The following is a 12,678-nucleotide window of genomic DNA, read 5'->3' on the forward strand; positions in this document are numbered from 1 at the left end:
AACTAGACAAAGGACGGGCTAGCATGACAATAAAACAACGGGTTTGGTTAGCATCATCTGCCTTTATCCTTTTTCTCAGCAGCATGATTGCTGTATCTATAATTTATCTTGAAGGGGTTCCTCTACTCCTGTCTTTAGCATTTGGGGCAGCCGGCATTATTCTTGGAAGTGGACTCATGATGAGTATCCAGCGGAACATCCGCCGCGGTCTGGATAGAATTATGAAAATATCCGGAGATATTGCGCAAGGCACCCTCGGTTCCTCCGCAATCAGCCCTGAAACTGGAGATGATTTCGGGGAGTTGGCATATTCCTTTCACGCTTTAGCTGTTAATCTGGAGCACAAAAGTACAGAAGAACGCAGCCTGCGGCTTCAAGCCGAAGAGCAGGCCTGGATTAATACCCAAGTTACAGAAATAGCCCTGATGCTTCAGGGGTCGGTACATTTAGAGACCGCAGCCCGGGTTTTTATCAGCAAGCTGAGCGCCGCTGTCGGCGGAACCTACGGAGCGGTCTATCTGAAGCAAGGGGACAAGCTGCACTTCACCGCCGGTTATGCCTTCGATGAAGCCGCTAGCCGCCGCGAACCCTTTGCGCTTGGCAGCGGACTGGTTGGACAATGTGCACTGGATCAGAAGATGGTCGTGCTGCATGATCTGCCGGAGCATTACATCCGCGTGCATTCCGGACTGGGTGAAGCTGCCCCCACTACGCTGATCCTGGTTCCTGTCATTTATGAGCAGGATGTTGTCGCCGTGGTCGAGCTGGCTACCCTGAACACATTGGCTGACAAAGAGTACGAATTGATTAAACGGACCGGCCAGAACATGGGCGTGCTGATCAATACTTTGGCAGACGTGGCCAGAATCGAAGAGTTGCTGGGTGAGACCCAGCTGCAGAAGGAAGAGCTGGAAGCCCAGACGGAGGAACTGCAGGCCCAGACGCAGGAGCTCGAAGCGCAAACCGAAGAGCTGCTGGCACAGACCGAGCAATTGCAGGCGCAGGGAGAAGAACTGCAGATGCAGGCAGACAGCCTGCTGACCTCGAATGAGCAGCTGCAACGGCAGATGGAATTGACGGAAGAGCAAAAATCCGAAATTGAAGCCCAGGCCGATGAATTAAAGCTGCAGACGGAAGAACTTTTTGCCTCTAACCAGGATTTGCAGAAGCAGATGGAGATTTCTGAACAGCAAAAGGAAGAAATACAGGCACAAGCCGACGAGCTGCTGGCACAAACCGAAGAACTTCAAGCGCAGACGGAAGAGCTTCAGGCGCAGACAGAAGAGATCTCTGCCGCAAATATTAACCTGCAGCAGCAAATCGAACTGACCGAGCAGCAAAAAGAGGAAATCAAAACCCAGGCGGAAGAAATCTTCATGGCCGCCCAGTACAAATCAGAATTTCTGGCCAATGTATCGCATGAGCTGCGCACTCCGCTGAACAGCCTGCTAATTCTGTCGCAGATTCTTGCTGAGAACAAAGAAGGTAATCTTGGCCCTAAGCAGCTTGAATATGTGCATACCATTTTCTCGGCAGGCAAAGATCTGCTGCAGCTGATCGACGAGATTCTCGATTTGGCCAAGCTTGAGGTAGGCAAGATGACCGCTATCCTTGAACCGGTCTCCTTGCATGATCTAAGCAACCACCTGTTCCGCCACTTTGAGCAGCAGGCCAAGAAAAAGAATATCCGCTTTGATGTCCATTGTGACAGCAGGCTGCCTGACCATCTTATGACCGACGGCCACAGGCTGCAGCAAATCATCAACAACCTGTTATCGAATGCCGTTAAATTCACTCCGGAGCAGGGCTCCGTCTCTTTATCTATCCGCATGAGCGGAAATGAGGCGGTCTTCTCCGTCAGCGATACCGGTATCGGGATTCCCGAATCCAAGCTGGAGAGCATCTTTGAGGCCTTTCAGCAGGCGGACGGCACAACCAGCCGCAAATATGGGGGAACCGGTCTTGGCCTGACCATCTGCCGCGAGCTTTCCACCATGCTGGGTGGAAGAATTGAGGTTGAATCCACAGAAGGCAAAGGCAGCACCTTCTCCCTGGCTATTCCCGCTGTTGAGCCGGAGGGTGACGCTCTTGCCCAGGCAGCTGCAACGTTCGCAGCTGCCGCCAGCAGTGAGCTTCTCAATCCGGACACCAGCAGCCGGGAGAATACCGCCTTCCGGGAATCCTTCGTGCCCGATATTTCCATATCCAATCCGAAGCTGCTGCAGTTCGCAGAAATGGAGGATGACCGGGGAAATCTGCTCAGCGATGACACGCTGCTCCTGATCATTGAAGAAGATGCCGAGTTCGCGGGGATTCTGTTGCAGCTCGCTCGCAGCAGAGGCTTCAAAGCGATCGTCGCCTTTCAGGGCGATCAGGGCCTGGCTCTGGCACATGCCTACAAGCCGGATGCCATCCTGCTCGACCTGCATCTTCCCGTCCTTGACGGCTGGTCAATCATCAGCCGTCTGAAGAGCCGGCCGGAGCTGCGTCATATTCCGGTGCATGTGATCTCGACCGCGGAAGAGAATCAGCAGAGCCTGGCCATGGGCGCACTCTCCTTCTGGAAGAAACCCAGCGATCAGGCCGAGCTGGAGGCTGCCTTCCTGCAGATTGAAACCTATATCAGAAGGCCGGTAAAAAGCCTGCTAATTGTTGAGGACAACAAGGATCTGCGCAGCAGCCTTGTAGAGTTCATCGGGCATCCCGATGTACGCATTGTTGCAGTGGGGACAGGACGGGAAGCATTGGAGCAGCTGGTGAGCCATCATTTTGACTGCATGGTCCTTGATCTGGGCCTGTCGGATATCAGCGGCTTCGATTTGCTGGAGCAGGTCAAAACCAACCGCAAACTGCAAACCCTGCCGGTCATCATCTATACGGGCAAGGACCTCAGCAAGGGCGATGAACAACGTCTGAAGCATTATGCCGAGAGCATTGTCATCAAGAACGTGCGCTCCATGGAGCGGCTGTACGACGAAACCGCACTGTACCTGCACCGCAAGCATGCCGATCTGCCGCCGGACAAGCAGCGCCTGATCGAGAAGCTGCATAATCCGGAGGCGGCTTTTGCCGGGAAGAGTATCCTGCTCGTGGATGATGATATGCGCAATATCTTTGCGTTATCAAGTGTCCTGGAAGGTTATAATATGGATATCAGTTTTGCGCAGAACGGCAAAGAGGCGTTACAGCATCTGGAGCAGCATCCCGAGACCCAGCTTGTATTTATGGATATTATGATGCCGGAGATGGACGGGTACGAGACGATGAAGCATATCCGTGCCATGCCGGAGTATGACCAGCTTGTGATTATTGCCCTGACCGCCCGGGCTCTGGAAGAAGACAGGGTTAAATGTCTGCAGGCAGGCGCTTCTGATTATATTTCCAAACCGATTAATACCACCCAGCTGGTTACTGTACTGAAGGTGTGGTTAATTCAATAATTACCAGACAGACTTCACATTTTAGAAATTTTAGCTGGCTGTGGGAGGAAATATGGATTATCCTGTGAATATTTTACTTGTTGATGACCGTCCGGATGAATTTCTGTCCGTTCAGGCGCTGCTTGCAGACACTCCTTATCGCCTGATTGGCGCCAGCTCCGGTATGGATGCCTTGAAATGTCTGCTGGAGCAGGAATTCGCCCTGATAATTATGGATGTGCTGATGCCGGATATGGATGGTTTCGAAACGGCGAAGCGGATTAAAATGCGCCAGAAATCGCGGGATATCCCCATTATATTTCTAACCGCACTAACCTCCGAGCTGGAGAATTATATGATGGCGTACACGGCGGGAGCGATTGATTTTCTGACCAAGCCCTTCCATCCCATTGTCCTGAAAAGCAAAATAGACGGTTTTGTCCGCCTGTATCAGACCCATAAGGAACTGCAGATCAAATCGCAGGAGCTGGAAGCGGCAAATGTCGTCCTTACTGAACTGAAGGAGACTGCCGAGGTCGCCCTGAGGATCAAGAGCGGGTTTCTGGCCATGATGAGCCATGAAATCCGCACCCCCTTGAATGGAATTATCGCAATGTCGGATGTGCTCAGAACTTCAGAGCTGGAGACAGACGATCTGGAAATGGCAGAAATCATTCATACCAGCGGTCACGCACTCCTGTCCGTAATTAATCACATTCTCGATTTTACAAAGATTGAATCGGGCAAAATGGAGCTGGACTACGAGCTGTTCAACCTGCATGCCTGCCTGAAAGAAACGATGGATCTGTTCAGGGCACTCGCCAAAGAACGCAACTTAAGTATGGAAATGGATATCGACCCGGCGATTCCCGCGCTGCTGGTTGGTGATCCAAACCGTCTTAGACAGGTCCTGAACAATCTGATTGGCAATGCCATCAAGTTCACGGCAAGCGGCGGTGTAAAGGTACATACCCGTCTCAGACAATCGCTGGATGGGGTCCTGCAGCTGGAGTTTGTGGTTGAAGATACGGGCATTGGCATTCCGGCGGATAAAATGGGTTATTTATTTCAGCCCTTCACACAGATCGGCGCGACCATCAACCGCAAGTTCGGCGGAACCGGCCTCGGGCTGTCCATCTGCAAAATGCTGGTTGAACTCATGGGCGGCACTATCTACGCCAAACCGGGCATCGAACAGGGTGCCGTATTCATTTTCACCATCCAGGTTACCGAAGGCCAGCCGGATTAGTCCGCTTATGGGAACACACAAAAAACCGCAATCGCTCCATTCCTTGGAGGCTTGCGGTTTTTTTGTGTTAGTCTGGCAGGCTCTATGGTTGTAAAAGAGAGTGCGATCCCGTTATCCTGCGCTTACTTATTCACCGTATCCACCGGCAGGAGCCGGATGGGCAGCGATATATTCCAGGGCATTGTAGATCAGTTCCGCTGCTTCTGCGCGGGTAATCTCCTTGGCCGGATGGAATTTGCCCGCGGTGTCCAGACTGGCGATTCCAAGGGCAAGCGCCCGCTGAATGGAGCCGTCGTAACCGCTTGTAAAATCAGTTGCGTCGGCAATATCCACTGGCATGAGCTTGATCATCGGAAGGTTGCTGTGCTTCTCAATCGCCAACATCAGCTGATGGGTGAATTCTTCCCGCGTCCAGTTCTCCGCAGGGTCCAAATCTGCCGGCAGGCCAATATTGTTATTGGCAGCGATAATCAGCGCATCCGCATACCAGGCTGTATTGCTGGCATTCGGGAAATAGTCCGTCGCCTGCGGGGCTTTGATGAAGCGAACCATGTCGATATTCAGATCCAGGGCGTTGACGATTAGTTGAATGCCTTGGGCAGCGGTAACCGGAGCATTCGGCAGGAATTTACTATCAGTGACCCCGTGAATGATCCCCTTTTGCTGCAGCTCTTCAATTTTTGCTTTAGCCGGGATACCGGCCAGATCCTGAAAAGAAGCAGCGGCGGCAAAGCTCTGTCCGGCAAATGTCAACGTCAGCACTGCCGCTGCGGACAGCACAAGCTGTTTGAATGTATGATTATTCATGTCTACTCACCTCGCGGTAGTTTTACTTGCTTGATTGTGCCTTCTTTCTACCAGACGAAGCCGATTATTAAAAGTTGCAGTTCATCTGCTGCTATTGGAACGTAGGAAAACCCCGGCACAATGCGTCATTTCCGCACAGAGCCGGGGCTGTTCAGTCTGCCTTTTTGTGGTTCAGCACGTTGTCCTCCAGAACAGCAAATTTATCGCCATATTCCCTGATGATATGCTGCTCCCCCCAAGCGCAGAGGGAATCCAGAATCGACCGCAGCGACAAGCCGTATTCACTGAGCTCATATTCCACTTTAGGCGGCACCTGGTTGTAGCTGATCCGGTTGACGATGCCGTCCTGCTCCAGCTCCCGGAGCTGCTGGGTAAGCATTTTCTGTGTAATATTCGGCATATGGCGCTTCAAATCACTTGTCCGCATCTTGCCGTGGGTCAGGTGGCAGAGAATAACGCATTTCCACTTGCCGCCGATCACCTCCAGCGTCGCTTCCACGGATATATTATATTTTTTAGCCATGAGGATTCCTCCTGAAAAGTTTGGTGGGCTTTGTCTTCAAACACTCCTGCGGGTACTTTTTAGTACCTATAGCACTAAAAAGTACGTACTATCCTTTAACGTCCTGGTAATCCATAATAGCACTTACCGGCCGGTGATTACCATACTGTAGGAGTGGAAAACATGTCCTTAGATAAAAGAAGAAGCACCCTGGCGCTGCTGGCTTTGGCGATCAGCGCCTTTGCGATAGGAACAACCGAGTTTGTCAGTGTCGGCCTGCTGCCGCTCATTGCTGATGACCTGCATATATCCGTAACCACAGCGGGATTGACCGTCACTCTATATGCGCTGGGTGTTACCTTCGGCGCACCTGTGTTAACGTCGCTGACCACGGCAGTCTCGCGCAAAACCCTGCTGCTGGCGCTGATGGTTCTGTTCATCGCCGGCAACAGTCTGGCCGCTGCCGCTGACGGAATTGCCATGCTGCTGACTGCACGGGTCATTTCGGCCCTCTCACATGGCCTGTTTATGTCCATTGCCTCAACCATTGCTGCCGATCTCGTGCCCGAGGACCGCAGGGCCAGCGCCATTTCGGTGATGTTCACCGGACTTACGGTTGCTACCGTAACCGGAGTGCCGCTCGGTACGTTCCTCGGGCAGCAGCTTGGCTGGCGGGCTGCCTTTATCGCCATAGTCATTACCGGCATCGCCGCGCTGATCGGGAATCTGCTTCTCGTTCCCTCCGGTCTGCGCAAAGGCACAAAGACGCCTTTGCGCGACCAGGTCAAGCTGGTGACGAATGGCCGCTTGCTGCTCGCTTTTGCAATTACAGCTTTGGGATACGGCGGCACCTTTGTCGTCTTCACCTATTTATCGCCTCTGCTGCATGATATCAGCGGCTTCAAGGAAAAGACGGTTGCCGTCATTCTGCTGGTGTACGGCATCGCCATCGCCATCGGCAATGTGATTGGCGGCAAGGCGGCCAACCGCAAGCCGATGAATGCCTTGTTCTATATGTTCGCCCTGCAGGCTGTCGTTCTGCTGGTCTTGGCCTTCACAGCACCCTTTAAGGCCGCAGCACTGGTCACCATCTTCTTCATGGGGCTGCTCGCATTCATGAACGTACCGGGCCTGCAGGTTTTTGTCGTAATGCTCGCCGACCGGTATGCGCCAAGCGCCAGAGATATCGCCTCTGCTGTCAATATTGCCGCCTTTAACGCCGGCATTGCCATCGGAGCATACCTTGGAGGGCTTGTCACCGATCATATGGGCCTGATTCATACCACATGGGTAGGATCAATCATGGTATTCGGGGCTGTAATCCTTACCGCCTGGAGCCGTGCGCTGGAACGAAAAGATGAGCTTACACTTCAGACTGAAGCCGCCTGATCACCTGCCGCTCCATTCAATCCTGTTTCGAATACACAACGTACAAACTGCAAATCACTAATCACATTACATTCTGGAGGTTATTATATGATGGCACAGCATTTACAGGATACGACTACACTGCAGAACGGCGTGAAGATGCCCTGGCTAGGATTGGGAGTCTTTAAGGTCGCCGACGGGGAGGAGCTGGTACTGTCCGTGAAGCAGGCCATTGCCCACGGCTACCGCAGCATTGATACCGCTGCTGCTTATCAGAACGAACGGGGCGTTGGCCAGGCGATAGCCGAGGCTATGAAGGATAACGGACTGAACCGTGAAGATCTGTTCATCACCTCCAAGGTCTGGAACGCTGATCTCGGCTACGATGCAACACTTGCCGCCTATGAGGCCAGTCTGGAGAAGCTGGGCCTGGAATATCTGGATTTGTATCTCATCCATTGGCCGGTAGAGGGCAAATACAAAGAGTCGTGGCGGGCGCTGGAAACGCTGTACACAGCGGGCCGGGTCAAAGCGATCGGCGTCAGCAACTTCCAGATTCATCATCTGGAGGATGTGATGAAGGATGCCGTAATCAAGCCGATGGTCAATCAGGTGGAGCTGCATCCATACTTGTCCCAGCAGCCCCTGAGAACCTTCAGCAAGGAGCAGGGCATCCAGATCGAAGCCTGGTCGCCACTCATGCAGGGACAGCTGCTGGAGCAGCCTGTACTGCAGGAAATCGCCGCCGCATACGGCAAATCCGTAGCACAGGTTATCCTTCGCTGGGATCTGCAGCATGGCATTATCACAATTCCGAAGTCAACGAAGGAACAGCGGATTATCGAGAATGCCGCTTTGTTCGACTTCCAGCTCAGCGATGAAGACATGAGCCGGATTGACGGGCTGAACCGCGATGAGCGGGTCGGTCCGGATCCCGATAACTTTGATTTCTAAGCAGACACCGCGCTAGAATCACTACAATAAAAGAAACGACGGCAGCCATGGACAAGAATAAAGTCCTAGACTGCCGTCGTTTTATATTTCTCCTTCAGATACCGGAAATAATCCGCCAAATAATGCCTAACGAATGGGGGCGTGTATAATAACATATGAGGTGAATTGCAAGGACCCCTACCGAGCATCAACCTACCTACACCATCGGGCAGGCTGCTTCCATGGTTAACACTACTGTTAAAACCCTTCATTTATATGATGAAATTGGCCTGCTGCGGCCTTCAAAACGCACTGAAGGAGGGCATCGGCTATACTCTGCTGCAGATTTATGGACATTGGAGCTTATTGGAACCTTGCGCTATGTTAATTTCAGCCTTGAAGATATACGCAAAATGATTTCAGGAGAACTCAGCATGACAGAGGCTCTAAACCTGCAAATTGATGCATTAGAGGTAGAGTTTGGTGCGATCTCCTCGATGCTCGCTATTTTGAAACAAGCGAGACAACGCACCACTCATAATAGCTCAGAGGATTCCATGCATTATATTGCCGAGCTGGTTGCTTCACGCTCTGCCCATTCTGTAAAACGCCAACAATTTATCAATAATAAAATAGAAGAGACAAAGCTGTTAGAGGATCTGCCGGAAGATTGACAAGCATCATTTATGCATTTTTTCAACAAGTACATTATGAAGGAGTCCAAGCTAACCGCCCGCCAGACACAAGCATGGATAGAGCTGCAGAAATTGATGAACGATTCAACTTATATGCAGGAGCTAGCCAATTGTAAGCTTCCATTCTTCCGTATGGCGCTTCATCCCCAGCATCAAGCCCACGATTGGATTGGGCAAATGGAGTAAATCCGCCTTCGCACCCTGGAAGCTATCCAACGCCAATGGCCGCCAAGCAGCCCTGCAGTCCAGACCCTTACACATAACTTTCTTTTACTATATGCAAATGTGGAGGAGCTTGGTCAGCCTGACGAGTCCATCCCAAGACAAGCCCGGCATCTGCTGGACTCCGTAACGGAGCGAACTTTGCGATTTAATAAGCTCTGTACCCTTTTAAACCCGGAGTGGCAAGATATTACGGGTGGAATGGAACTGTTGATGCAGGGCATGCAAGCATTATTGGCCAAGAAATAACCATAACCGGCACACACAAAGGAATGTCCGAACATTCCAAGACGCTCCAGATCGAGGTGTCCCGTAAAGCGATCATGCGAATCGTTTCCATTAAGGGCTTCCAGCTCATCCAGTACAAATTTAACATCCCTCACCCATGTTTGATTGAGCTTGTCCATAAAATCAAATTGCAGCTCTTCACACCCCTTCCTCCCTTGGGAGTCAAACAAAGCAACCCTGCCATCAGGAAAAACTGAAGCCAGACTGCTGTAGGTATGATTAATGCCAACCACGATGTAGCCCCTGGCTCACGAGCTGCTCTACCTGAAACGTATTTTGACTCTCATATCCATGCAGCCCATGGGAGAAAATAAGCACGGGATAAGAAGCTTCCTCTTCTGATAATGCTGCTTGCTCTACTGCATGTGTACGAACATATTCTAAGCTGGTGAAAAGCGGCTGGGGAAGACCTAATACCTCCTGAAATGCCTCAGCATAAACCTTAGGGTCAGGCACATAGGCTGAAGTTATTCCCTGAGCTTCCTTATCTGCAGGGTACCAAATCTGTACTCTCAACTCCCGGTCGCTGCCTCTTCCGGCAGCAAAGGTTGCCCTTTCCGCCTTAGAGCCGGTAGCATTAACCCTTCTGCCTTAATCTCTTCTCGCAGTCTCTTCCTTCGTTTTCGCCCTACCCTCCTGCAGAAGCTCGATTCTCTTACCAATTGAGAAGACACCCTTTAATCCAGGCATGGTTTAAACCATGCCCAGGTTGCAACCAGTACACGTAAAAAAGGCTCCAGGGAGACCCCAGAGCGCCAATATATTTTATTACACATTACATCCCTTAATAAGGAAAATGATTAAATTTATTGACCATAATATTGTTAATGTTAAAATAGGAACACACGTTCTTTATTTTGGAAATTGGTTGTAAAAATATAATTTCATTTCTCTTTATTACGTAGGAGTAATCTCTTCACAAGGAAGAAGGGGACTTATATTGAAAACGGATGATGAGGTAAATCGTCGTTTTATCAAGTATATGGCCAATCTTATTCACTATAACTCTATCAATTATGACAAAAAGAGACGAATGAAGGACAGCCGATTCCCGCTGACTTTAGACAACGATGAAAACCTAGAATCTGTCTTACTTACTGTTCATGATTCAGAATCTGTGCCACCAAATTTAAAAGATCATATTACGGATCTTTCCCTTTTTAAAGCTTATGAATCCCTACCAGCGCAGCAACAACAGATTCTATCTTTTGCTTATGTACAAAAGCTAAATGATAAGGAAATAGCCCGGATATTGGGAGTATCTCAACAGAACATCTCGAAACACCGCTTAAAAGCTCTAACTAAATTGCGCAGCTTAATAACGGGAGGAGGATGAATGATGACGGAGAGTGACATTGCTACTTTTATTGCTAATTTAGGCTTCCCGATTGCAATTACTTTGTATCTACTTATTCGTTTTGAAAAGAAAATATCGGATCTAAGCGATGCCATTAATGGCTTGAAGAATGAAATACAAAAAAACGTAAAGCGGTGATTTTATGTTGGCCGAACTTTTAGCACAAGCACAGCAACACCACGATCAGGAGGCAACATTACATATCCTAGAATCTTTCACACCAAAGATCAAAGCCTCCTTGCGACAAGTACCCGCCAATGATCGAGATGATTTAAAACAGGAACTCTATGTCAAAATGATTGAGGTTATACAAACTTTTGATATTCGTGAACTGAAATAAAATTTAGAGAGTGGTTGTAAAATCTAAGGCTCAATTCTCTTTATATAATGAGACGCCGGTGATCCACAAAAAACTTAACTTAATGGAGGTAATATTTATGGCAATTGGTGATAAACTAAATTCGTTTAACGATCTTAAAGGACGCGACAGTGTCGATCTGTTGGCAAGAACACTGTACGGAGAAACGGAAAATGACTCTCTTTCACGTGTTGGTGTTGCATGGGTTGTTCTTAACCGTAAAAATGCTACAACAGGAGAATTTAGAAACCAGAATACCATTGAAGAAGTCGTCCTTCATAAAAATGCATTCTCTTGTTTTTGGGATAGTAACTTGGCTAAATGTCTTGCTCCAAATACATCAAGTGCAGTTTGGAAAAACTGTGTTTCTGTCGCTCAAAACGTCGCTTCCCTTGAAAATCCAATCGGAGACAAATTGTTTTATACTCAAATCGATGTTTTTAACGCCAATAGCAAAACTGAAAATGGGAAGCTCTTATATAAAATGAGTGGTAAATGGGTAATTGTCACTTCTAAAATCCTGAAAGGTCAACACATGTTCTTCAATTATACCAGTCAGTAAGATCAACAAAAAAAGCTTGCCCAAAGACTTTTTGGGACAAGCTTTTTTCTATTTTTCAATAGGTTTAACTTCAATTTGATCTGCAACAAATTCATTCTTGGTACTGTCGAATTTATAAGTGACATTGAAATCACACACATATGTGGTAGTTCCGGGTACAGCTGCCCCAAGTTTTAATTTTATTTTTTGATTTTCCAATGAATAAATATATACGTCACCAAAACCAAGGCGATCCTGTTTTTGATCCGGCACTGGGTCAAACCCATAATTAAAGTTATATTCTTTTCCTTTTGCTTTCACTGAAATGTCTAACGTATCGTCACCCTTTTTAGCAACATGCGTCTCGATCTGATTTGCAACAATCTCCTCATAGCTTTGTACTTTAATTTCGGATAGATCCTCGGCACTAACGACATGAATATCATAATTGTTTAAGCCTGTTCCTCGCCCAGTTTGGATGATAATTACGGCTTCTTCTTTTCCATCGCCTGTTACATCCGTATAATATACCTGCGGAGCAGTTCCAGTATCAACAGGGACATTCCAAGAAAAGTCTTTTTTATTCCCGTTAATATCCAGTGTTGCGCCATCGTTTTTTGTGTAAAATTTTACTTTTCCATCCTCTGAAGACCCCAGCAATTTTGCATCCGTATCTTGCACCGGCTGTGTTGTTACTTGTTTACTAGGAGACTCCTCCGTTCCTTGTGAAACTGTTTCAGGCTTATTTGATCCACATCCTGAAAGCAAAACGACACTCACCACCATCAATACACCAAGCTCTTTTTTCAAACCTAAAATCTCCTTTCGTCTACCTAACTGAAATTATATCAGAGCAAATGAACCCATGAATAACATAACATTAACATTATTTACGATTAAAGTTAAAATTATGTTATATAATCCAAACCAGTAAATGAA

Annotated in this window: 14 protein-coding genes; 9 read left to right on the forward strand and 5 right to left on the reverse strand. The window is 48.7% G+C overall.

The features are described 5' to 3' along the window. The first annotated feature begins 176 nt into the window (after positions 1–176). Positions 177–3,440 (forward strand): response regulator, encoded by a 3,264-nt coding sequence (locus NSS79_RS32595; RefSeq protein WP_342437590.1) that lies wholly within the window; start codon positions 177–179, stop codon positions 3,438–3,440. Between the two features lie 52 nt (positions 3,441–3,492). Beyond that, complete coding sequence (locus NSS79_RS32600) at positions 3,493–4,668, forward strand: ATP-binding protein (RefSeq protein ID WP_340896055.1); 1,176 nt, start codon at positions 3,493–3,495, stop codon at positions 4,666–4,668. Positions 4,669–4,794: 126 nt separating this feature from the next. On the opposite strand, the gene NSS79_RS32605 is transcribed toward NSS79_RS32600, so the two are convergent. Both NSS79_RS32605 and NSS79_RS32610 read right to left on the reverse strand, forming a co-directional pair. Continuing rightward, positions 4,795–5,475, reverse strand: coding sequence for an S-layer homology domain-containing protein (locus NSS79_RS32605; protein ID WP_342437591.1), 681 nt, complete (start codon positions 5,473–5,475; stop codon positions 4,795–4,797). Between the two features lie 151 nt (positions 5,476–5,626). Next, positions 5,627–5,998, reverse strand: a complete 372-nt coding sequence (locus NSS79_RS32610) for a winged helix-turn-helix transcriptional regulator (protein WP_341097114.1) — start codon at positions 5,996–5,998, stop codon at positions 5,627–5,629. A gap of 162 nt (positions 5,999–6,160) precedes the next feature. On the opposite strand from NSS79_RS32610, the gene NSS79_RS32615 reads away from it, so the two are divergent. The 3 genes from NSS79_RS32615 (at position 6,161) to NSS79_RS32625 (ending at position 8,952) form a co-directional block, all read left to right on the forward strand. Beyond that, positions 6,161–7,366 (forward strand): MFS transporter, encoded by a 1,206-nt coding sequence (locus NSS79_RS32615; RefSeq protein WP_342437592.1) that lies wholly within the window; start codon positions 6,161–6,163, stop codon positions 7,364–7,366. 90 nt (positions 7,367–7,456) lie between these two features. Next, the gene (locus tag NSS79_RS32620) at positions 7,457–8,299 is read left to right on the forward strand and encodes an aldo/keto reductase (RefSeq protein WP_342440484.1); all 843 of its coding nucleotides are present in this window, start codon (positions 7,457–7,459) and stop codon (positions 8,297–8,299) included. 203 nt (positions 8,300–8,502) lie between these two features. Continuing rightward, positions 8,503–8,952: a MerR family transcriptional regulator gene (locus NSS79_RS32625; RefSeq protein ID WP_342440485.1), complete on the forward strand. Its 450-nt coding sequence runs from the start codon at positions 8,503–8,505 to the stop codon at positions 8,950–8,952. 320 nt (positions 8,953–9,272) lie between these two features. Here NSS79_RS32625 and NSS79_RS32630 read toward each other — a convergent pair whose 3' ends face one another. Together NSS79_RS32630 and NSS79_RS32635 are read right to left on the reverse strand one after the other, a co-directional pair. Next, positions 9,273–9,716, reverse strand: a complete 444-nt coding sequence (locus NSS79_RS32630) for a hypothetical protein (RefSeq protein WP_342437593.1) — start codon at positions 9,714–9,716, stop codon at positions 9,273–9,275. Then, positions 9,703–9,999: a hypothetical protein gene (locus NSS79_RS32635; protein WP_342437594.1), complete on the reverse strand. Its 297-nt coding sequence runs from the start codon at positions 9,997–9,999 to the stop codon at positions 9,703–9,705. Before NSS79_RS32635 ends, NSS79_RS32630 begins: the two co-directional genes overlap by 14 nt. A 424-nt stretch (positions 10,000–10,423) precedes the next feature. On the opposite strand from NSS79_RS32635, the gene NSS79_RS32640 reads away from it, so the two are divergent. The 4 genes from NSS79_RS32640 (at position 10,424) to NSS79_RS32655 (ending at position 11,760) form a co-directional block, all read left to right on the forward strand. After that, complete coding sequence (locus NSS79_RS32640) at positions 10,424–10,819, forward strand: sigma-70 family RNA polymerase sigma factor (RefSeq protein WP_342437595.1); 396 nt, start codon at positions 10,424–10,426, stop codon at positions 10,817–10,819. A gap of 3 nt (positions 10,820–10,822) precedes the next feature. After that, entirely contained in the window at positions 10,823–10,978 is a 156-nt protein-coding gene (locus NSS79_RS32645) for a YvrJ family protein (protein WP_342440486.1), read from the forward strand. Positions 10,979–10,982: 4 nt separating this feature from the next. Next, positions 10,983–11,180: a helix-turn-helix domain-containing protein gene (locus NSS79_RS32650; protein WP_342437596.1), complete on the forward strand. Its 198-nt coding sequence runs from the start codon at positions 10,983–10,985 to the stop codon at positions 11,178–11,180. Between the two features lie 97 nt (positions 11,181–11,277). Continuing rightward, a complete protein-coding gene (locus NSS79_RS32655) occupies positions 11,278–11,760 on the forward strand; it encodes a cell wall hydrolase (RefSeq protein ID WP_342437597.1) in 483 nt (160 codons plus the stop codon). A 48-nt stretch (positions 11,761–11,808) separates the two neighbouring features. Here the strand turns inward: NSS79_RS32655 and NSS79_RS32660 are convergent, their stop codons facing one another. After that, on the reverse strand, positions 11,809–12,549 hold the full coding sequence (locus NSS79_RS32660; protein WP_342437598.1) for a hypothetical protein: 741 nt from the start codon (positions 12,547–12,549) through the stop codon (positions 11,809–11,811). Positions 12,550–12,678: the final 129 nt, after the last annotated feature.

The organism is Paenibacillus sp. FSL L8-0436 (assembly GCF_038593025.1).
In the GTDB taxonomy this organism is placed as follows: domain Bacteria; phylum Bacillota; class Bacilli; order Paenibacillales; family Paenibacillaceae; genus Paenibacillus_AQ.